The organism is Sphingomonas sp. SRI_018 (assembly GCF_057586275.1).
In genome coordinates, this window is the sequence record NZ_JBYCZO010000001.1 from 928691 (window position 1) to 949997 (window position 21307).

Sequence of the window (21307 nt, forward strand, 5' to 3'; positions counted from 1 at the left end):
GATCCGTACCGTCGCCGAGACGGGATCGACCAACGCCGACCTCCTCGCGCTCGCCGCCGCCGGCGGTGCGGAGGAGGGCTGGTGGCTCCGCGCCGAACGCCAGACCGCCGGACGCGGGCGGCAAGGGCGGCCGTGGGTCTCCGAGGCGGGCAATTTCTACGGTAGCACGCTGGTCCGCCTGCGCCCCGCCGATCCGCCGCCCCCGACGCTGGCACTGGTCGCAGGCGTGGCTGTGGAGGAGGCGGTGGCCGCACATGGCGGCACCGCTCTCGCGCTCAAATGGCCCAACGACCTGCTCCTTGAGGGAGCGAAGATCGCAGGCATCCTCCTCGAACGCGCCGGCGATGCGGTGGTGATCGGCTGCGGCGTCAACCTCGCGCATCACCCCGGCCTCGCCGACCGCCCGACCACCAGCCTCGCCGACCACGACACCACCGTCGACCCCGCCGTCTTCGCCGAGACGCTCGCCGAATCCTTCGCCCGCTGGCTCGCGCGCTGGCGAGGGGAGGGGCTCGCCCCGATCCGCCAGCGCTGGCTGGAGCGCGCGCATCCGGTCGGCACCGCGCTTACCGCGCGCCTGCCCGACGGCACCAGCGTCGACGGCCTGTTCGACGGGCTCGACAGCCAGGGCGCGCTCATCCTGCGCTTGGCCGACGGCGGCCGGCATGTCATGCACGCAGGCGACGTGTTCCTCATCTGAGGGCATTCCCACCCGTTCGTTCCGAGCGAAGTCGAGGAACGGGCTGGGCGACACCAGCGTGTCTCGACTTCGCTCGACACGAACGGAGGGTTTGAGGGCAATGCTGCTCGCGATCGATGCCGGCAATACCAACGTCGTCTTCGCGCTGATCGACCTCGACGCGCCGCCGGGGCCGGACGCGATCCGGGCGCGCTGGCGCATCGCCACCGATCCGCGCCGTACCTTCGACGAATATGCGGTATGGCTGAGCCAGCTCCTCGCGCTCGAGGGGCTCGATCGATCGGCGGTGACCGGCGTCATCATCGGCACCGTCGTCCCGCGCGCGCTCCACAACCTCCAGATGCTCGCCAGCAAATATTTCGGCGGCGAGGCGATGATCGCGGGGGAGGGCGGCTGGGACTTCGCGCTCGACGTCGACGAGCCGCAGAACCTCGGCGCCGACCGCGCGCTCAACTGCATCGCCGCGCATGCGAGTCATCCGGGCGACGCGATCATCATCGATTTCGGCACCGCCACCACCTTCGACGTCGTCGACTATTCGGGTGCCTACAAGGGCGGCATCATCGCGCCGGGCATCAACCTGTCGCTCGACGCGCTGGTGAGCGCCGCCGCCAAGCTCCCCCGCATCGCGATCGAGGCGCCCGAGAGCCGCAGCGTGATCGGCCGCAACACCGTCGACCAGATGAACATCGGCATCTACTGGGGCTATGTCGCGATGATCGAGGGTCTGGTCGCCCGCACCAAGGCCGAGATCGGCCGCCCGGCGAAGGTGATCAGCACCGGCGGCCTCGCCATCTTGTTCGAAAAGCATACCGACGTGTTCGACATCTACGAACCCGATCTCACACTCCAGGGGCTGGCGCTGGTGTGGCAGCGGGCCCATATGAAGTAATGATATGTGCTCCCGCGTAGGCGGGAGCCCAGGGGGCTCAAGCGACACTCTCCGTTACCCCCTGGATTCCCGCCTTCGCGGGGATACGGTTTTCCAAAGGACTCAAGTGACCAACCCCAACAACGAACTCCTCTTCGTCGCGCTCGGCGGGTCCGGCGAGATCGGCATGAACGTCAATCTCTACGGCTGCAACGGCAAGTGGCTGATGGTCGATTGCGGCGTGACCTTCGCCGATCCCGACTATCCCGGCGTCGACGTGCTGCTGCCCGACCTCTCGTTCATCGAGGAGCGGCTCGACGATCTCGTCGGCATCTTCCTGACCCACGGGCACGAGGATCACATCGGCGCGCTGCCCTATTTCGCCGCCGAATTGGGCGTCCCGCTCTACGCCTCGCCCTTCACCGCCGGCCTGATCCGCGAGAAGCTCGACGAGGAGGGCATCTCCGACCAGGTCAAGCTCCACGTCGTCCGCGAGGACGGCAAGGTCCAGCTCGGCCCATTCGCCGTGACCTATGTCCCGCTCGCCCACTCGATCCCCGAGGGCAACGCCCTCCTCATCGAGACGTCGCACGGCCGCATCTTCCACACCGGCGACTGGAAGATCGACGAGACCCCGCTGCTCGGCTCCACCTCGACCGCCGAGGAGCTGACCCAGATCGGCGACAAGGGCATCTTCGCGCTGGTCTGTGACTCCACCAACGTCTTCAACCCCGAAGCGTCGGGCAGCGAGGCCGAGGTCCGCGCCGGGCTCGACGAGGTGATCTCGGCGGCGAAGGGCCGCGTGCTCGTCACCACCTTCGCCTCCAACGCCGCGCGCCTTGCCACGCTGGGCGAGGTCGCCAAGGACACCGGCCGCACCCTCTGCGTCGCCGGCCGCTCGCTCGACCGAATCCTGCGCGTCGCCCGCTCTGTCGGCTATCTCAAGGGCTTCCCCGAGACGGTCGACTGGGAGACGGCGATGGGCCTGCCGCGCAGCCAGGTGCTGATCGTCGCCACCGGCGGCCAGGGCGAGCCGCGCGCCGCGCTCGCGCGCATCGCCGACGACAGCCACCCGATCAAGCTGGCTCGCGGCGACACCGTCGTCTTCTCCTCCAAGCAGATCCCCGGCAACGAGCGCGCGATCGGCGAGATCCAGAACAAGCTTGCCACTGCGGGCGTCGAGATCATCACCGACCGCCAGGCCTTCGTCCACGTCTCCGGCCATCCCGGGCGCCCGGAGCTCCAGTCGATGTACCACTGGATCCGCCCGCAGCTGGTGATGCCGGTCCACGGCGAGATGCGCCACCTCGCCGAACACGCCCGCTTCGCGCTGGAGAACGGCGTCCCCGGCGCGGTGCTGCAAAAGGACGGCGACATCATCCGTCTCGCCCCCGGCACGCCCGAGAAGATCGGTGAGGCCCTGGTCGGACGCCTCGCGCTCGACGGCGACGTGATCCTGCCGGCGGACGGCGGCACCATCAACGAGCGCCGCCGCATCGCCGCCTATGGCCAGATCTCGGTCGCGGTGGCGATCCGCAAGGACGGCTCGCTGATCGGCGAGCCTGAAGTGCGGCTCCAGGGCATTCCGGTCGAGGAGGAGCGGGAGCCCTTCCTCGATGAAGCGGTCGACGCCGCCGAAAAGGCGGTCAAGGACAGCCGCGGCAAGGGACTCGACACCCTCCGCGAGGCCCTGCGTCTCGCCGTTCGCCGCGTCGCCACGCGCTGGACGGGCAAGAAGCCAATCGTCGACGTGCTGGTGATCCAGGCGTAGGATTTCCGCGATGAACTGGAAGTCCGCGATCGCCATCTATGCCCTGTTCTGGGCCTTCTCGGTCTTCCTCGTGCTCCCCTTCGGCGTCCGCACCGCGCACGAGGCGGGTGCCGAGCTGGTGCCGGGTCAGGCCGAGAGCGCGCCCCACGTCTTCCGGCCCGGCCGCATCGCGCTCCGCGTGACGATCGTCGCGACGATCCTGTGGGGGCTATTCCTGCTCAACTACGTCTACGGCTGGGTCACCGCCGACATGCTCGACTGGACGCGCTGGGGCCGGCCGGCGGGCTGAGTATCGGCCTCGTCGATGAGCGACTGGATTTTGTCGGAAAGGCCCGGATCGACCGGATTGTAGACGATCATGCTGAGGTCGGTCCTGCCGTCGACCGCGAAGGCCGAATATTCGAAAGAGATCGGCCCGAGCAGCGGATGCCGGATGTGCTTGGTGCCCTCGCCATAGCTGTGGACGTCGTTCTCGCGCCACATCGCCTCGAACTCGGGGCTCAGCAGGCAGAGCTCCTCGACGAAGGAGGTCACCTCCGCCGATGCGCCGGCGCGGGCGGCGTCCACACGGAAAACCCCGACGACGAACCGCGCCACGCTCTTCCAGTCATATTGAGCCTCGCGGACGCGCCGGTCGAGGAAGATGGCGCGCAGGATGTTGCGCTGCCCCGGCGGCAGCGAGCCATAGTCGGTCAGCGTCACCGCCACCGCGCGGTTCCATGCGACGACGTCCCATGTCGCCGTCCGGATCATCGCCGGGCTCGGTTCGAGCCGGTCCAGCACGTGCTGCAGGCGCGGGGAGACACCCTCGTCCTTCCGATAGCGCGCCTCCGGCGGGTGCCCCAGCCCCAGGAGGAAGAGATGCTCACGCTCGACCTCGGTCAGCATGAGCGCAGAGGCGATCCGGTCGAGCACCTCGGCCGAAGGCGCGCCGCCGCGTCCCTGCTCGAGCCAGGTGTACCAGGTCGCGCTGATGTTGGCCCGCTGCGCCACTTCCTCGCGGCGCAGACCGGGCGTGCGCCGGCGCGTGCCCGGAAAACCGAACGCCGCCGGATCGAGTTTTCCCCGCCGATCCTTCAGATAGGCGCCGAGGCGGTTGTCGCTCTGGCCGGATGTGCCCATGCTGTTAGCTCTTATACCAGGATAATGTCTCGTCTTTAACAGGATAGCGCGACCCGCCAGATTCGTCTCCGCAGAAATCATGGAGACCATCTCATGCGGGTATTCGTCACCGGCGCGACCGGATTCATCGGCTCGGCGGTCGTGCGGGAGCTGTTGGCGGCGGGGCATCAGGTCCTCGGCCTCACACGCTCGGAACAGGGCGTCGCGGCGCTCGCCGCTGCCGGGGCTGAACCGCACCGCGGATCGATCGCGGACCGGGACAGCCTGACGAGCGGCGCCGCCCGCTCCGACGGCGTCATCCATCTCGCCTTCAACCACGACTTCTCGACCTTCGCGCAGAATTGCGAGGACGACCGGCGTGTCGTCGAGGCCCTGGGTGCCGCGCTCGCCGGTTCGGACCGGCCGCTGATCGTGACGTCCGGCACCGCCATCGGTAACACCGTGCCAGCGGAGCCGGCGAGGGAGGATGGTCCGACCGTCAGCTCCTCGGTGGTTCCGCGCGCCGCATCGGAAGAGGCAGCCGCTGCCGCTGCGGCTGCCGGAGCCAATGTGTCGGTGGTGCGGCTTCCGCAGGTTCACGACACGCGCAAGCAGGGCCTCGTCACCCCGGCGATCGAGATCGCGCGCGAAAAGGGGGTGTTCGCCTATGTCGGGGAGGGAGATAACCGCTGGCCGGCCGCGCATGTGCTCGACGTGGCGCGCCTCTACCGGCTCGTGCTCGAGCGCGCGGAGCCGAATGCCAGATACCATGCCGTTGCCGAAGAGGGCGTCCCGACGCGCGAGATCGCCGAAACCATCGGCCGCCGCCTCGGACTGCCGGTGGCGTCGATTGCTCCGGAGGAGGCCGGAGCCCATTTCGGCTGGCTCGCACATTTCGCGGCGAGGGACCTTCCCGCATCGAGCGAATGGACGCGCGCGCAGCTGGGATGGCAGCCGACCGGTCCCGGCCTGATCGCCGATCTCGAACGGCTGGAAGTGCCTGCAGCCTGACCCGCCGGCCACCGCTCACGCCAACGCGGCGCGCTCCTGCTCGGTCAGCGGCAGCGCGACCGTCCGGCCGTCGCGCGCGGATTCGGCTGCCGCCTCGAGCACGGCCATCACGGTCAGTGCCTCGATCGGCGGCACCGGGTTCGGCGCGGCGCCGCGCACAGCATCGGCGACGCCGCGATAGAAGCTCAGCTGATCGCCGGCCGGCGCCGCGATCCGCCGCTCGTCGCCCGATCCGTCGTAGAACAGCATGTCGTCGTCGTCCGTGCCCCACCCGGGGCTGCCCGGCGTCATCCCCGCGAGCAGCTGCGCCTCCTGCCGGTCCGGCTTGCGCTTGACCAAACTTCCTTTCTCCCCGTGCACGACGAACCGGCTGCTGCCGCCCGCCACCATCATTCCGGCATGGAGGATCACCCGCAGCGCCCCGTAATCGAGCACGACATGCGCCCAGTCGTCGGTCAGCGCGCCGCTCCGCTGCATGGCGAGGTCCGCCTGTACGCGCTGCGGAAGCCCGAACAGCTGGAGCGCCTGATCGATGAGATGCGGCCCGAGATCGAACCAGATCCCGCTCCCGGGCCCCGGCCCCTCGCGCCAGCGCTGGCGCACCTCGGGCCGGAAGCGATCGAAATGCGACTCGAAATGGGTGACGCGTCCGAGCAGCCCGCTCTGGATGGCCTGCCGCACGCCGAGGAAGTCGCTGTCCCAGCGCCGGTTATGGAACACCGCCAGCAGCTGCTCCTGGGCCTCGGCGAGCGCCACCACCTTCCGCGCCTCGGCGAGGTTGAGGGTGAAGGGCTTGTCGACGACCACATGCTTGCCGGCCGCGAGCGCAGTGGCCGCAAGCGGGGCGTGGCTCGCGTTGGGGGAGGCGATCACGACCAGCTCGATGTCGTCCCGCGCGATCAGGGCCTGCGGATCGGCGATCACCTCGACGTCGGGCAAATCGCGCCCGACCTTGGCCGGATCGCTGGACACGACCGCCGTGAGCGCCAGGCCGCGCGTCGCCAGCATCATCGGCGCATGGAAGGTCTTGCCGGCATAGCCGTAGCCGATCAGCCCGGCCCGGACGGCGGCGGTTTCGGTCGATGTCGTCATAGTGTCGCGATGTCGCAGCGGCAGCCGGACCGGTCAACCGCAGGGCAGGAGGGGCGGGCCGCACGAAAAAATTTCGTTCCGCTCTTGTTCCATGAGAACAAATGCGATACGTACGCCTTACAAAGCGTTGAACCGGGCGCGTGGATGCCCTAGCGACGGAGCTTCCCAATGGCAGCGAACCTGAAGGTCATCGATACCGGCATGGCAACCACCAACTCTGATCGTCAGAAGGCGCTCGACGCCGCCCTCGCACAGATCGACCGCGCGTTCGGCAAGGGCAGCGCGATGCGGCTCGGCTCGAAAGAGGCAATGCAGGTCGAGGCGATCTCCACGGGGTCGCTCGGGCTCGACATCGCGCTCGGCGTCGGCGGCCTGCCGCGCGGCCGCGTGATCGAGGTCTACGGTCCCGAAAGCTCGGGCAAGACCACGCTCGCGCTCCACGTCATCGCGGAGGCTCAGCGTAACGGCGGTACCGCCGCCTTCGTCGATGCCGAGCACGCGCTCGACCCGGTCTATGCCAAGAAGCTCGGCGTCGACATCGACGAACTGATCGTGTCGCAGCCCGATACCGGCGAGCAGGCGCTGGAGATCACCGACACGCTGGTGCGCTCGAACGCGATCGATGTGCTGGTGGTCGATTCGGTCGCCGCGCTGGTGCCCAGGGCCGAGATCGAAGGCGAGATGGGCGACAGCCATGTCGGCCTGCAGGCGCGGCTGATGTCGCAGTCGCTGCGCAAGCTCACCGGCTCGATCAGCCGCTCGCGCTGCATGGTGATCTTCATCAATCAGCTGCGCATGAAGATCGGCGTGATGTACGGCAATCCGGAGACGACCACCGGCGGCAACGCGCTCAAGTTCTACGCATCGGTCCGCCTCGACATCCGCCGCACCGGCCAGATCAAGGACCGCGAGGACATCATCGGCAACACCACCCGCGTGAAGGTGGTGAAGAACAAGGTCGCGCCGCCGTTCAAGCAGGTCGAGTTCGACATCATGTACGGCGAAGGCATCTCGAAGATCGGCGAAATCCTCGACCTCGGCGTCAAGGCCGGGTTGGTCGAGAAGTCGGGCGCCTGGTTCAGCTACGACAGCGTCCGCATCGGCCAGGGCCGCGAGAACGCCAAGACCTTCCTCAAGGAGAATCCGGAGATCACCGCCCGGCTCGAAGCTGCGATCCGCGGCCGGACCGAGCAGGTCGCCGAGGAGATGATGGTCGGCGGCGCCGACGATGACGCAGGGGACGACGATCTCTGAGGCGCGACAGGTTTCGCGACGGCTCCGCCGATGCGCGGAGTACGCCGCAAGCTCCCGGAAAGGCTCGCCCGCGCGGCGGGCCTTTTCCGTTTCGGGAAAAGGGCGGCGGCTATGTCGTTTTTCGGAACCTTTGGATGCCGGAGTGCCCTCGGAATTCGAACCGGCTCCGCTCATCAAGCCTCTCCTCTTCAGAGGAGGGACTTGGAACGGCACGTGTGGACAACCCGAATGTCACCTATGCTGAGCGCCCATCTTGGCAATTAATCCAAGGAGCCGCCGTTCCTTGAATGGCCGGCCTCAACAAGGAGAGCGTGGTTGACCGGAGCAATCGAATGGACCGGGACGGTTGGCCGGACCTGGGCCGAGGAATGGCGCCGCACCGACCGCAGCTTCGCCGCGTTCACGCCGCACTTCGACGCCGCCATCCTCGCCGCGGCGCCGCCGGACCGCTTCCGCGCCGCCGATATCGGTTGCGGCGCTGGCAGCACCAGCCTTGCGCTCGCGGCAGCCCGGCCAGATGCGAAGGTGCTCGGCATCGACCTGTCTGCCGAACTCGTCGCCGTCGCGACCGCTCGTGCGCAGGACCGCGCCAATCTTGCCTTCGTCGCCGGCGATGCGCTCGACGTGACCGAGCGCCACGCATCCTTCGACCTCATCGTCTCACGTCACGGCGTGATGTTCTTCGCCGACCCTGTCGCGGCCTTCGCCCGGCTCCATGCAGCGGCAGCGCCGGACGCGCGCCTCATCTTCTCCTGCTTCCGCGACCGCAGCCTCAGTCCCTGGGCCGAGGAGATCCCCGCCGCGGTGCTCGGCCATGCACCGCCACCGACCGAAGCCGGGCCGGGGCCTTTCGCTTTCGCAGACGCCGATCGCGTCGAGACAATCCTCCGTGAAGCGGGGTGGCGCGATCCGATCGCCACTCCGGTCGACTACGCCTATCTCGCCGGCGAGGGCGAAGACCCGGTCACGGACGCGGTCGCCTTCTTCCGCCGCATCGGCCCCGCAGCGCGACTGATCCGCGACGCGCCGCCCGAGGTGCAGCCGGCATTGCTCGATCGCCTCGCCGCAGCCGTATCGCGCTATCGTCATGGCAATGTCGTCGACTTCCCCGCCGCCGCATGGATATGGTCGGCAGCACACTAGAACGGGGAGCATCATGGCGATCATCGTCCACCATCTCGAGAACTCGCGCTCGCAGCGCGTGCTGTGGCTGCTCGAGGAGCTGGGGCTTCCCTATGAGATCAAGCGCTACGAGCGGAACAAGGCGACGATGCTCGCCCCGCCCGAGCTCAGGAAGGTGCACCCGCTCGGCAAGTCCCCGGTGATCGAGAACGAGGGGCGGGTGGTCGCGGAGACCGGGGCGATCGTCGAGTATCTGGTCGAGCATGCCGATGGCCGGCTCGGCATGCCGGCGCACCGCGACTCGGCGCTGCGCTACCGTTACTTCCTCCACTATGCCGAGGGCTCGCTGATGCCGGTGCTGTTCGCCAAGCTCGTGCTGAGCCGCGTGCCGTTGCTGGGGAGGACGGCGACCAAGCGCTTCCAGCCGATGATCGACGTCCATCTCGACTGGATCGAGAGCGAGCTCGCCGGCCGCCCCTGGTTCGCCGGCGACGACTTCACCGCCGCCGACGTGATGATGAGCTACCCCCTCGAAGCCGCTCGCGGCCGCGCTGGCCTCGATGCCTCGCGGCCGGCGTCGATCGCGTGGCTGGAAAGAATCCATGCCCGCCCTGCATATCAGGCCGCGCTCGAGGCCGGCGGGCCCTATGCCTATGCCTAACCGGCGGCTTCACACATCGCGAAAGCTCTGATCATCCTTCACCGGCCCGCCGCCGGTCGGTGCCGGCACGGGTTCGATCACCGGCGGCTCGGCCGGATCGAGCCCGCCTTCCCAGCGCGCCACCACGCTCGCCGCGACGGCATTGCCGACCACGTTGGTCGCCGAGCGGCCCATGTCGAGGAAATGGTCGACCGCCAGCACCAGCAGCAGCCCCGCCTCGGGCAGGTGGAACTGGTTGAGCGTCGCCGCGATCACGACCAGGCTGGCGCGCGGCACCCCGGCGATGCCCTTCGACGTGATCATCAGCGTCAGCAGCATCGCGATCTGCGTGCCGAGGTCGAGATGGATGCCATAGGCCTGGGCGATGAACAGCGACGCGAAGGTCATGTACATCATCGACCCGTCGAGGTTGAACGAATAGCCGAGCGGCAGCACGAAGCTGGCGATGCGCGGCGGCACCCCGAACCGATCGAGCGCCTCCAGCGTGCGCGGGAAGGCGGCCTCCGACGATGCGGTCGAGAAGGCGACCAGGGTCGGCTCGCGGATATAGCGGAACAGCTGCAGCGCCCGCTTGCCGACGAACAGCAGCGCCAGCGCCCCCAGCGCGCACCACAGCAGCGCGAGGCCCAGATAGACCGATCCCATGAAGTAAGCGAGCTTGCCGATCACGCTCGGCCCGCGCTCGATCAGCGTCGCCGCCACCGCCGCGAACACTGCGAAGGGGGCGAAGCGCATGACATAGTCGGTCACCTGCAGCATCACCTGCGTCAGCGCCTCGGCCGCCTTGACCAGCGGCGCGGCGCGTTCGCCGACCGCGGTGATCGCGACGCCGAAGAACACCGAGAAGACGACGATCTGCAGGATGTCGTTGCTCGCCATCGCCTCGACGATCGAGCTCGGGAAGATGTGGGTGATGATCTCGGCCGCGTCGAACTTGCTCTTGTCGAGCCCGCTGCCCGCGCTCGCCGGCGGCAGCGGCAGGTTGAGCCCCAGGCCCGGCTGCAGGATGTGGACCATGATCAGGCCGAGCGTCAGCGACATCAGGCTCGCGCAGATGAACCAGCCGAGCGACTTCAGGCCCACGCGCCCCAACGCCCCGGTGTCGCCCATGTGCGCTATGCCGACCACCAAAGTGCCGAACACCAGCGGCGCGATGATCATCTTGATGAGATGCAGGAACACCTGCGTCACGATGCCGAACCATTTGGCGATCTCCTTGAGCGTCGCCGCCGATTCGGGCGTTCCGCTGTCGAACGCCGCGTTGACGATCCACCCGACGACGAGACCCAGCACCAGGCCGATCAGAATGAAGGTGGTCAGGCGCTTGGCCAAAATCCGTCTCCCCCGTTGAACATCGGCCACAGGAAGGGGATTGCGGCGCCGCGGTCAAGCACCCTATCGCTTGGCGCCATGATCCTGACCCGCCGCCGCCTCGTCCGGGCCGCCGCCGCGCTGCCGCTGCTCGCCACGCCCGGCCTGCTCCGCGCCGCCGATCCCGACCTCTCGGCGCTCAGAGATATCACCGGCGACGCGGTACCGATCGGCCCGGAGGAACGTGCCCGCCGTCTCGCCCGTGCGCAGGCGCTGATGCGGGCGCATGGCATCGGCGCCGTGCTGGTCGAGCCAGGGTCGAGCCTCGTCTATTTCACCGGCATCCGCTGGGGCCGCAGCGAGCGCGCGCTGCTGGCGGTGCTGCCGGTCGAGGGGCAGCCGTGCATCGTCTCGCCCTTTTTCGAGGAACCGCGGATGCGCGAGACGCTTGCCGTCCCTGCGGAGGTCCGCGTGTGGCAGGAGGACGAGGATCCGCTGGCGCTGGTCGCCGGCTTCCTCAAAGACCGCAAGCTTGCCGGCCGTTCGATCGGGATCGAGGAGACCGTGCGCTTCTTCATCCCCGACACGCTGGCGCGCGATCTGCCGGCATCGAAGCTGGTCTCGGCCAATCCGGTGGTGCGCGGCTGCCGCATGATCAAGACGCCGGCCGAGATCGCGCTGATGCAGAAGGCGACCGACGTCACCATCGCCGCCTATCGCTGGACGTGGGAGCGGGTCGAGGCCGGCATGAGCCAGTCCGACATCGGCGCACTGATGAGCGCCGCGACGCGCAAGCTCGGCGGCAGCCCGGAGTTCTCGATGGCGCTGATCGGCGAATCGGCCGCCTATCCGCACGGCAGCAGAAAGCCGCAGAAGATGACCGACGGCGCGGTGCTGCTGATGGACTGCGGCTGCACCGTCCAGGACTATCAGTCGGATGTCTCGCGCACCTTCGTGAAGGGCAGCGCCTCGGCCGAGGTCCGCAAGGTGTGGGACCAGGTCCGCCAGGGCCAGCAGATCGCCTTCACGGCGGCGAAGCTCGGCGTCCCGGCCGGCAGCGTCGATGACGCCGTCCGTGCGCAATACGAACGCTGGGGCTACGGCCCGCGCTATGCGCTGCCGGGCCTGTCGCACCGCACCGGCCACGGCATCGGCCTCGACGGCCACGAGCCGGTCAACCTCGTCCACGGCGAGGCCACGCGCCTCGCCCCAGGCATGTGCTTCTCGAACGAGCCCGGCATCTACCTGCCCGGCAAGTTCGGCGTGCGTCTGGAGGATTGCTTCCACATGACGGAGAGTGGCCCGGAATGGTTCAGTGAGCCGCCGCAGTCGATCGACGCACCGCTGGGATGATTTCCACGCTGTGCGAAATGGGGTTCGAGCATCACGTCGGATTACTGGAGACCGGCGATCTCGCCGATCTCGACACGCTGTTCCGATCGCTTCCGGATGGCCGCCCGGGGTATCGTCTCGCGCCTATCGAAATCGCCGGCCTATCTGCGGTAGCGCGAGTCCGTGCAATCGTCGCCCGGCATATCGGCGAAGCGGCGCGACCGGTTCGAGTCCTGCTTTTCGACAAACGTGACGGGGGGAACTGGGCGTTGGGATGGCATCAGGATCGTACGATCGAGGTACGCGAGCGGTGCGATGTTCCGGGTTTCGGCCCGTGGTCCGTGAAACAGGGGCGGCCGCATGTCGCGCCGCCGATCGAACTGCTCGAGCGGATGGTGACCGCGCGTCTGCACGTTGATGCGGTCGACGCCGACAACGCTCCGCTCCTCGTGGCTCCGGGCTCCCATCGCCTGGGGTTGATAGAAGAGCACCGGATCGCCGCCGTTGTGGCGGCAACCGGCGAGATCCCGTGTTTCGCTGGCGTGGGGGATGTCTGGCTCTATTCGACCCCCATTCTTCACGCTTCGGATCGCGCGGCCGCCGGGCGCCACCGGCGGGTTATGCAGATCGACTTTTCCGCCGATAGCTTGCCGGGTGGGCTTGCCTGGGCGGTCGCAGCTTGAGCAAGTCGCCTTGCTCCCCTAAGTCGCCCCCCATGACCTCGACGAACGACATCCGCCGATCCTTCCTCGACTATTTCGAGAGCCAGGGCCACGCCCGCGTGCCGTCGGCGCCGCTGGTGCCGCAGAACGATCCGACGCTGATGTTCGTCAACGCCGGCATGGTGCCGTTCAAGAACGTCTTCACCGGCCTCGAGACGCGCCCCTATTCGACCGCTACCAGCTCGCAGAAGTGCGTCCGCGCCGGCGGCAAGCACAACGACCTCGACAACGTCGGCTACACCGCCCGGCACCACACCTTCTTCGAGATGCTCGGCAACTTCTCGTTCGGCGACTATTTCAAGGAACAGGCAATTCTTCACGCCTGGACCCTCCTTACGAAGACGTGGGGCATCCCCGCCGAGAAGCTTACCGCGACGGTCTACCACACCGACGACCAGGCGTTCGACCTGTGGAAGAAGATCGCCGGCCTCCCTGACCACAGGATCATCCGTATCCCGACCAAGGACAATTTCTGGGCGATGGGCTCCGACGGCCCATGCGGTCCCTGCTCGGAGATCTTCTACGACCACGGCGAGCATATCCCCGGCGGCCCGCCGGGGTCGCCGGACGAGGACGGCGACCGCTTCGTCGAGATCTGGAACCTCGTCTTCATGCAGTTCGTGCAGGAGAATGACGAGATCGTCGGCGACCTGCCGCGTCCGTCGATCGACACCGGCATGGGCCTCGAGCGCATCGCCGCGGTGCTGCAGGGCGTCCACGACAACTACGACACCGACACCTTCAAGGCGCTGATCGCCGAGAGCGGCGCGCTCACCGGCACGGCGACCACCGGCGAGAACCAGGCGAGCCACCGTGTCATCGCCGATCACCTCCGCTCCTCGGGGTTCCTCGTCGCCGACGGCGTGCTGCCGGCGAACGAGGGCAGGGGCTATGTCCTGCGCCGCATCATGCGCCGCGCCATGCGCCACGCGCACCTGCTCGGTGCCAAGGAGCCGCTGATGCATCGCATGGTGCCGTCGCTGGTCGCCGAGATGGGCGCCGCCTTCCCCGAGCTGGTCCGCGCCCAGCCGCTGATCGAGGCGACGCTGCTCCAGGAGGAGACGCGCTTCCGCCAGACGCTGTCGAACGGCCTGCGCCTGCTCGACGAGGCGACGCAGGGCCTCGGCGAGGGCGACACGCTGCCCGGCGCCACGGCATTCAAGCTCTACGACACCTTCGGCTTCCCCTACGACCTGACCGAGGACGCGCTCCGAGCCCAGGGCATCGCGGTCGACCGCGCCGGCTTCGATGCCGCCATGGCCGAGCAGAAGGCCGCCGCCCGCGCCGCCTGGAAGGGCTCGGGCGCCAAGGCGAGCGAGGAGATCTGGTTCGACATCGCCGAGGACAAGGGCGCGACCGAGTTCACTGGCTATGCCAGCGACACCGGCGAGGCCGAGGTGGTCGCACTGGTCAAGGACGGCGCGCGGGTCGATCGGGCGGGGAAGGGCGACACGGTCGAGATCGTCGTCAACCAGACGCCCTTCTACGCCGAGAGCGGCGGCCAGGTCGGCGACGCCGGCACGATCGACGGCGACGGTGTGCACGCGGTGGTCACCGATACCCAAAAGCACGTCGGCAAGCTTCACGGCCATCTCGCCACGATCGAGAGCGGCGAGCTTCGCGTCGGCGACACCGTCAGGCTCGTCATCGACCTCGACCGCCGCGCGCGCATCCGCGCCAACCACTCGGCAACGCACCTGCTGCACGCTGCCCTTCGCGAACGCCTCGGTACCCACGTCGCGCAGAAGGGCTCGCTGGTCGCGCCCGACCGCCTGCGTTTCGACGTCAGCCACCCGACCGCGATGCTCCCGGCCGAGCTCGCCCAGGTCGAGGCCGATGTGAACGCGCAGATCCGCTCCAACGGCGTCGTCACCACGCGGCTGATGACCCCCGAAGACGCGATCGAGATGGGCGCGATGGCGCTGTTCGGCGAGAAATACGGCGACGAGGTCCGCGTCGTCAGCATGGGCGAGGATGCCGACGGCACCTACTCGCTCGAACTGTGCGGCGGCACCCACGTCAATGCGCTCGGCGAGATCGGCCTTTTCAAAGTGGTGAGCGAGGGCGCTGTGTCCTCAGGTATCCGCCGGGTCGAGGCGCTGACTGGCGAGGCGGCACGCGCTTATCTCTCCGCCCGCGACGACAAGCTCAAGGAAGCCGCCGCGGCCCTCAAGGCCCCGCCCGACGAGGTGCCGGCGCGCGTGGTATCGCTGCTGGAGGAGCGGCGGCGGCTGGAGCGTGAGCTTGCCGAAGCGAAGAAGGCGCTGGCGCTCGGCGGCGGCGGCAAGGCCGAGACGGCCGGACCGGAGCAGGTCGGCGGCGTCGCCTTCATCGGCCAGGTGATCGAGGGGCTGGAGCCCAAGGGCCTGCGCGGCGCCGTCGACGAGGCCAAGGCGCGTATCGGCTCGGGCGTGGCGGCGCTGGTCGCGGTCAACGACGGCCGCGCCTCGGTCGCGGTCGGCGTCACCGACGATCTCGTCGGACGGCTTAACGCGGTCGAGCTGGTCAAGGCCGCGGTGGCGGCGCTGGGCGGGCAGGGCGGCGGCGGGCGGCCTGACATGGCCCAAGGCGGCGGTCCCGACGGCGACAAGGGAAGCGAGGCGATCGCGGCGGTGAAGGCGGCGCTGGAAGGAATGAAGAGGGCGGCATAGACGCCAAGCCTCCCTCGTCATCCCGGCGAAAGCCGGGATCTCAGGCCGTATAGCGCCTCCGCAGGAGATCCCGGCTTTCGCCGGGATGACGGAAGATTATATGCCGGGAAGGGCGGCACCCGAACGGCACCGCCCTCCCGTCAGCTCAGTTCCCCGGGGTCGGCGCCGGAGCGCCGCCACCCACGGCGGCGTTGAACTGATCGGCAGTCATACCGACGACAACACCGTTCGGGCCGGCACCGAAGCCGGCGATCGGTAGCTTGACCTCACGGCCGCTCGAGCTGGTCAGCGTGACGAACTGGTCGTCCGCTGCCTTGACGGTGCCGATCACAGTGGTGCCGTCGCTGGCGTGAACCTGCGCGCCAGGGGTCAGCGCGCTCTTGAGCTGCGCCTGCTGGGCTGCCTGCGCCTGCTGGCCGGCCGCTTCCAGGTCGGCCTTGGTCATCGCCATGTGCCAGCCCTTGGCATCCTTGCCGACCGACGTCGGCGGCACCGGAACCTTGACGGTGCCGGTGTTGATCACGACGGCCTGCGGCGTCACCGCCTCGACAGTGCCCATCGTCGCGCCGGTCGAATCATAGACAGTGTCACCCACCGCGGGAGCTGCCGCCTGGCCGGCGGCGGGCGCCGCCGGGGCGGTCTGAGCCGACGCAATGGCCGGCGCGATCATCAGGCCAGCCGCAAGCAGATAGGTAGAAGCCTTCATTCCAAAAAATCTCCACGTCATTTGAGCCAAGGAACGATAGTGTCACACGATCGGTTCCCGCGCTCCAACTGCGACGGATGCAGCCTCAGGCGGGATTAATCGAGCCTGAAGGATGCGATCGCACCCGCCGGATGCGCGGTTCGCGGTCCAGCCCAGCCGCCTCCTTGATGCTCTTGCGCATTTCGTCGCGCTTCTCGTGGATCGAGGCAATCACCGGCCCCATCGCCACGCCGATGTCGACCAGCACCGCCTCGGCGAGCTGGAGCGAGCTCTCCAGCGTCTCCGGCACCGCATCTGTGACGCCGGCCTTGTAGAGCTCCGCGGCATGCGCGGCATCGCGGGCGCGCGCGACGATCGGCAGGTGCGGCACCCAGGCACGCACGCGGCGGGCGAGTGCCACCGTCAGCACCGGATCGTCCATCGTCAGGATGAGCGCGTCGGCATGGCCGAGCCGCAGCCGGTCGACCAGTTCGCTGCGCGCGACGTCGCCGAAGATGACGTGATAGCCCTCGCGCCGCGCCGCGTTCACGCCGTCGATGTCGGCGTCGATCGCGAGATAGGGCTTGCCATGCGCCTTCAGCATGTCCGCGACGGTGCGGCCGACGCGGCCGAAGCCCAGGACCACCGTTCCCGGCCGCTCGGCGACTTCGGGCTCGCCGATCTCCTCGCGGTCTTCCAGCATCCGTGCGATTCCGCGTCCGGCCTTGGCGAGCAGCGGCGTGATGGTGAGCCCGATCGCGGTGACGGTGGTCCAGAAGGCGGCGGTCGACGGCTGGATCAGCGCCGCGCCGCCCGCCACGCCGAGCACGATCAGCGTCGTCTCTGACGGGCTCGCCATCAGAACCGCGGTCTCGGCCGCGGTGCCGACGCCGCTGCCGGACAGGCGCAGCAGCGCCCCGGTGACGATCACTTTCACCAGCATCACCGCGACGATCGCGACGAGGAAGCGGCTCCATTCGGCTGCCACCACGCCAAGGTCCAGCCGCATTCCAACCGTGATCAGGAACACACCGAGCGCCAGGCCCCGGAACGGCGCGGTCATCACCTCGACCTCGCTGTGATATTCGGTCTCGGCGATCAGGATGCCGGCGACCAACGCACCGACGATCGGCGACAGGCCGGCCGCTACGGTGACCAGACTCGCCGCGATGACGACGATCAAGCTGGTGGCCAGGAACAGCTCCGGGCTCTTGGTCCGTGCCGCCTGGCCGAACAGGCGCGGCAGCACCAGACGCCCGACGACGAAGAGCGCCCCCACCGCCAGCGCCCCCTGCAACGCGACTCGGGCGAGCCCGGCCCAGCCCTCGCCCCCGGCGGAGGGGGCGAGCGCGCCGAGCAGGAAGATGATCGGCACCAGCGCCAGATCCTCGAACAGCAGCATCGCGAAGGCTGCGCGGCCGACGCGGCTCTCTGTGCCGGTCAGCGGCAGCACCAGCGCGGTCGACGACAGCGCCAGCGCCAGGCCGAGCCCGATCGCGCCGCCCACGCCTTCACCGAACAGATAGAGGGCACCGCCGATGATCGCCGCAGCGGCGAGCAACTCCGCGGCACCGACGCCGAACACCATGCCGCGCATCGCCCATAGCCGCTTGAGCGACAGCTCCAGCCCGATCGCGAACAGCAGCAGGATGATGCCGAGCTCCGCGAAGGGCTCGATCGATTCCTGATGGGTGATGGTGAGGTGATAGAGCCAGGGAAACTCGCCGACGAAACGGCCGAGCCCCGCCGGTCCGACCAGGATGCCGACCAGGATGAACCCGATCACCGGGCTGATGCGGAAGCGCGCGAAGGCAGGAATGACCAGGCCGGCGGCGCCGAGGACGACGAGGGAATCGCTGAAGGCGGTGGAATTGAGCGGCAGCGGCATATCCCATTGTTGCGGATGAAATGCCGGTGGCGCCAGTGCCGCGTGACAAAAAGTTGCTGCCGGCTCGCAATTGCAGCCTGCGGTGCCTAACCTCCCGTCCATGCATCATGTCACGCCGCTGATCGGCATCGTCGTCATCGGGCTCGTGCTGGCCTTCATCTTCGGCGCGATCGCACAGCGGCTGAGGCTGTCGCCGCTGATCGGCTATCTGCTCGCCGGTATCGCCGTCGGGCCCTTCACGCCGGGCTATGTCGCCGACCAGGGCTTGGCCAACGAATTAGCCGAGCTCGGCGTCATCCTGCTGATGTTCGGCGTCGGGCTGCATTTCTCGATCAAGGACCTGCTCTCCGTCCGCCGGATCGCGGTGCCGGGTGCGATCGGGCAGATCGCCTGCGCGGTGCTGCTCGGCTGGGGCCTTGGCCATCTGCTCGGATGGCCGACCGGCGGCAGCCTGATGTTCGGACTCGCGCTGTCGGTGGCGAGCACGGTGGTGCTGCTGCGCGCATTGAACGAGCGCCGGATCGTCGACACCGAGCGCGGGCGCATCGCGGTCGGCTGGCTGATCGTCGAGGATCTGGTGATGGTGTTCGCGCTGGTGCTGATCCCGGCGCTGGCCTCGGGCGGGCAGGCGATCGGCTGGACGCTGCTCGTGACGGCGGGCAAGGTCGCCGCCTTCGTCGCCTTCATGCTGATCGTCGGCCGGCGCGTGGTGCCGTGGATCCTGCACTGGGTCGCGCACAGTGGCTCGCGCGAGCTGTTCCGGCTGGCGGTGCTGGCGGTCGCGCTCGGCTTCGCGGCGGGAGCGGCGCTGCTGTTCGGCGTATCGTTCGCGCTGGGCGCCTTCTTCGCCGGCATCATCCTCGCCGAATCGCCGCTCAGCCAGCGCGCCGCCGAGGAGACGCTGCCGCTGCGCGACGCCTTTGCGGTGCTGTTCTTCGTCTCGGTGGGCATGCTGTTCAATCCCGCGATCGTCGTCACCGACACGCTCGCCCTGCTCGCGACGCTGGCGATCATCCTGCTCGGCAAGTCGATCGCGGCCTACGCCATCGTCCGCGCCTTCGGCCGCCCGAACCGCACCGGCCTGACCATCGCCGCCAGCCTCGCGCAGATCGGCGAATTTTCGTTCATCCTCGCCACGCTCGGCTCATCGCTCGGCATCCTGCCGGCGGACGCGCGCGATCTGATCCTGGCAGGCGCGATCCTGTCGATCATGCTCAACCCGCTGCTGTTCGCGCTGATCGACCGGCTCGCCCCGCCTCGCGAGGCCGCGCCCGCGCCGCCAGCGCCGAAGAAGGGCCATGTCGTGCTGGTCGGCTACGGCCGCGTCGGCGCGCTGGTCGGCGCCGGGATCGGCAAGGGCAGGCTGGTGGTGATCGAGACCGAGGACGACGTCGGCCCGCTACCCGAAGGCACCGATGCCGAGATGATCGTCGGCAACGCGGCCGACCCGGATGTCCTCGCCCGTGCCGGCATCGGGGAGGCGAGGGTGCTGCTGGTGGCCATCCCCGATACGTTCGAGGCCGGTCAGATCGTCGAGCAGGCGCGCCGGCTCAATCCGGACCTATGTATCGTCGCTCGCGCCCATCGCGACCAAGAGGTCGCCCACCTCGACGAACACGGCGCCACCCACACCATCATGGGCGAACGCGAGATCGCCCGGCGGATGATCGAGTTGGCGAAGGGTTGAGGCGGAAGAAAAGGAGATTCACGCGGAGGCGCGGAGGCGCGGAGAGACGGCGCTTGCCGCAGTCTTAGCCGCGCGAGCGGCTCTCAATGGAATGGGCGCGGCAGGCACTAAGGCCTCGCTGACGCGAGACGATAGCACCAGATGAGATACCTCCGCGTCTCCGCGCCTCCGCGTGAACAAAAATCAGGCCCAGTTCGCCATCGCCTTCTCGAGATTGACGCGCACCGCCTCGAAGAACTGCTCGGTGGTCATCCACGGCTGGTCCGGGCCGATCAGGATAGCGAGGTCCTTGGTCATCTGGCCGCCCTCGACGGTCTCGACGCACACCTTCTCCAGCGTCTCGGCGAAGCGGGTGACGTCGGGCGTGCCGTCGAACTTGCCGCGGAACTTGAGACCGCCGGTCCAGGCGAAGATCGACGCGATCGGGTTGGTCGAGGTCGCCTTGCCCTGCTGGTGCTGACGATAGTGGCGGGTGACGGTGCCGTGCGCAGCCTCGGCCTCGATCGTCTTGCCGTCCGGGGTCATCAGCACCGAGGTCATCAGCCCCAGCGAGCCGAAGCCCTGCGCGACCTGGTCCGACTGGACGTCGCCGTCGTAGTTCTTGCACGCCCACACGAACTCGCCGTGCCACTTGAGCGCGCTGGCGACCATGTCGTCGATCAGGCGATGCTGATACTCGATGCTAAGTTCGTCGAACTGCGCCTTGAACTCGTTCTCGAACACCTCCTGGAAGATGTCCTTGAACCGCCCGTCATAGGCCTTGAGGATCGTGTTCTTCGTCGACAGATACACCGGCCACTTGCGGTTGAGGCCGTAGTTCAGGCTGGCCCTGGCAAAGTCGCGGATCGACTCGTCCAGGTTGTACATCCCCATCGCCACCCCGGCGCCCGGGAAGTCGAACACCTCCTCCTCGATCACCTGGCCATCGGCGCCCTGCCACTTCATCGTGAGCTTGCCCGCGCCCGGCACCTTGAAGTCGGTCGCCTTGTACTGGTCGCCGAACGCGTGACGGCCGACGACGATCGGATGGGTCCAGCCCGGGATCAGCCGCGGGACGTTGCGCATCACGATCGGCTCGCGGAACACCACGCCGCCCAGGATGTTGCGGATCGTGCCGTTCGGCGACTTCCACATCTTCTTGAGGTTGAACTCCTCGACGCGCGCCTCGTCCGGGGTGATGGTGGCGCACTTGACGCCCACGCCGTACTTCTGGATCGCCTTGGCGCTGTCGATCGTCACCTTGTCGTCGGTGGCGTCGCGATGCTCGATGCCGAGATCGTAATAATCGAGGTCGATGTCGAGATAGGGCTTGATCAGGCGCTCGCGGATCCATTCCCAGATGATCCGCGTCATCTCGTCGCCGTCGATCTCCACGACGGGCGTCTTCACCTTGATCTTCGCCATGCTCGCTTCCTGTCTTGAGGGGAGGATTTGGCGAACGCCCTAGG

Annotated in this window: 18 protein-coding genes; 12 read left to right on the forward strand and 6 right to left on the reverse strand. The window is 68.3% G+C overall.

Features of this window, described 5'->3' with window-relative positions; translation table 11 throughout:
• The first annotated feature begins 1 nt into the window (after position 1).
• The 4 genes from AC2YHA_RS04320 (at position 2) to AC2YHA_RS04335 (ending at position 3631) form a co-directional block, all read left to right on the forward strand.
• The gene (locus AC2YHA_RS04320; protein WP_487401700.1) at positions 2-700 is read left to right on the forward strand and encodes a biotin--[acetyl-CoA-carboxylase] ligase; all 699 of its coding nucleotides are present in this window, start codon (positions 2-4) and stop codon (positions 698-700) included.
• A gap of 100 nt (positions 701-800) precedes the next feature.
• A complete protein-coding gene (locus AC2YHA_RS04325) occupies positions 801-1592 on the forward strand; it encodes a type III pantothenate kinase (RefSeq protein ID WP_487400505.1) in 792 nt (263 codons plus the stop codon).
• Between the two features lie 106 nt (positions 1593-1698).
• The gene (locus AC2YHA_RS04330; protein ID WP_487400506.1) at positions 1699-3342 is read left to right on the forward strand and encodes a ribonuclease J; all 1644 of its coding nucleotides are present in this window, start codon (positions 1699-1701) and stop codon (positions 3340-3342) included.
• 10 nt (positions 3343-3352) lie between these two features.
• Positions 3353-3631 (forward strand): DUF1467 family protein, encoded by a 279-nt coding sequence (locus AC2YHA_RS04335; protein ID WP_233782706.1) that lies wholly within the window; start codon positions 3353-3355, stop codon positions 3629-3631.
• On the opposite strand, the gene AC2YHA_RS04340 is transcribed toward AC2YHA_RS04335, so the two are convergent.
• Complete coding sequence (locus AC2YHA_RS04340; RefSeq protein ID WP_487400507.1) at positions 3571-4464, reverse strand: helix-turn-helix transcriptional regulator; 894 nt, start codon at positions 4462-4464, stop codon at positions 3571-3573. The genes AC2YHA_RS04335 and AC2YHA_RS04340 overlap by 61 nt on opposite strands.
• 93 nt (positions 4465-4557) lie before the next feature.
• Between AC2YHA_RS04340 and AC2YHA_RS04345 the strand changes: the two genes are divergently transcribed.
• Positions 4558-5454 carry an SDR family oxidoreductase gene (locus tag AC2YHA_RS04345; RefSeq protein ID WP_233782704.1) on the forward strand — a complete coding sequence of 299 codons (897 nt, stop codon included), beginning with the start codon at positions 4558-4560 and terminating at the stop codon, positions 5452-5454.
• 15 nt (positions 5455-5469) lie between these two features.
• Here AC2YHA_RS04345 and AC2YHA_RS04350 read toward each other — a convergent pair whose 3' ends face one another.
• A complete protein-coding gene (locus AC2YHA_RS04350; protein WP_487400508.1) occupies positions 5470-6546 on the reverse strand; it encodes an oxidoreductase in 1077 nt (358 codons plus the stop codon).
• Positions 6547-6714: 168 nt separating this feature from the next.
• Here AC2YHA_RS04350 and recA point away from each other — a divergent pair, with 168 nt between their 5' ends.
• The 3 genes from recA (at position 6715) to AC2YHA_RS04365 (ending at position 9583) form a co-directional block, all read left to right on the forward strand.
• The gene (recA, locus tag AC2YHA_RS04355) at positions 6715-7800 is read left to right on the forward strand and encodes a recombinase RecA (protein ID WP_233782702.1); all 1086 of its coding nucleotides are present in this window, start codon (positions 6715-6717) and stop codon (positions 7798-7800) included.
• A 315-nt stretch (positions 7801-8115) separates the two neighbouring features.
• The gene (locus AC2YHA_RS04360) at positions 8116-8943 is read left to right on the forward strand and encodes a class I SAM-dependent methyltransferase (protein WP_487400509.1); all 828 of its coding nucleotides are present in this window, start codon (positions 8116-8118) and stop codon (positions 8941-8943) included.
• Between the two features lie 13 nt (positions 8944-8956).
• Entirely contained in the window at positions 8957-9583 is a 627-nt protein-coding gene (locus AC2YHA_RS04365; RefSeq protein ID WP_487400510.1) for a glutathione S-transferase family protein, read from the forward strand.
• A 9-nt stretch (positions 9584-9592) separates the two neighbouring features.
• On the opposite strand, the gene AC2YHA_RS04370 is transcribed toward AC2YHA_RS04365, so the two are convergent.
• Positions 9593-10915, reverse strand: a complete 1323-nt coding sequence (locus AC2YHA_RS04370) for a dicarboxylate/amino acid:cation symporter (protein ID WP_233782699.1) — start codon at positions 10913-10915, stop codon at positions 9593-9595.
• 78 nt (positions 10916-10993) lie between these two features.
• On the opposite strand from AC2YHA_RS04370, the gene AC2YHA_RS04375 reads away from it, so the two are divergent.
• Genes AC2YHA_RS04375 through alaS form a run of 3 tightly spaced genes read left to right on the forward strand, consistent with a single transcriptional unit; the run spans position 10994 to position 15599 of the window.
• A complete protein-coding gene (locus tag AC2YHA_RS04375) occupies positions 10994-12247 on the forward strand; it encodes a M24 family metallopeptidase (RefSeq protein WP_487400511.1) in 1254 nt (417 codons plus the stop codon).
• A complete protein-coding gene (locus AC2YHA_RS04380; RefSeq protein WP_487400512.1) occupies positions 12244-12909 on the forward strand; it encodes a phytanoyl-CoA dioxygenase family protein in 666 nt (221 codons plus the stop codon). The genes AC2YHA_RS04375 and AC2YHA_RS04380 overlap by 4 nt, the downstream gene beginning before the upstream one ends.
• A 32-nt stretch (positions 12910-12941) precedes the next feature.
• Positions 12942-15599: an alanine--tRNA ligase gene (gene alaS / locus AC2YHA_RS04385; protein WP_487400513.1), complete on the forward strand. Its 2658-nt coding sequence runs from the start codon at positions 12942-12944 to the stop codon at positions 15597-15599.
• A 145-nt stretch (positions 15600-15744) separates the two neighbouring features.
• Here the strand turns inward: alaS and AC2YHA_RS04390 are convergent, their stop codons facing one another.
• Together AC2YHA_RS04390 and AC2YHA_RS04395 are read right to left on the reverse strand one after the other, a co-directional pair.
• Positions 15745-16305 (reverse strand): hypothetical protein, encoded by a 561-nt coding sequence (locus AC2YHA_RS04390; protein ID WP_487400514.1) that lies wholly within the window; start codon positions 16303-16305, stop codon positions 15745-15747.
• A gap of 85 nt (positions 16306-16390) precedes the next feature.
• A complete protein-coding gene (locus AC2YHA_RS04395) occupies positions 16391-18172 on the reverse strand; it encodes a cation:proton antiporter domain-containing protein (protein ID WP_487400515.1) in 1782 nt (593 codons plus the stop codon).
• Between the two features lie 100 nt (positions 18173-18272).
• Here AC2YHA_RS04395 and AC2YHA_RS04400 point away from each other — a divergent pair, with 100 nt between their 5' ends.
• Positions 18273-19859, forward strand: a complete 1587-nt coding sequence (locus AC2YHA_RS04400; RefSeq protein ID WP_487400516.1) for a monovalent cation:proton antiporter-2 (CPA2) family protein — start codon at positions 18273-18275, stop codon at positions 19857-19859.
• A gap of 183 nt (positions 19860-20042) precedes the next feature.
• Here the strand turns inward: AC2YHA_RS04400 and AC2YHA_RS04405 are convergent, their stop codons facing one another.
• Positions 20043-21263, reverse strand: coding sequence for an NADP-dependent isocitrate dehydrogenase (locus AC2YHA_RS04405; RefSeq protein ID WP_487400517.1), 1221 nt, complete (start codon positions 21261-21263; stop codon positions 20043-20045).
• Positions 21264-21307: the final 44 nt, after the last annotated feature.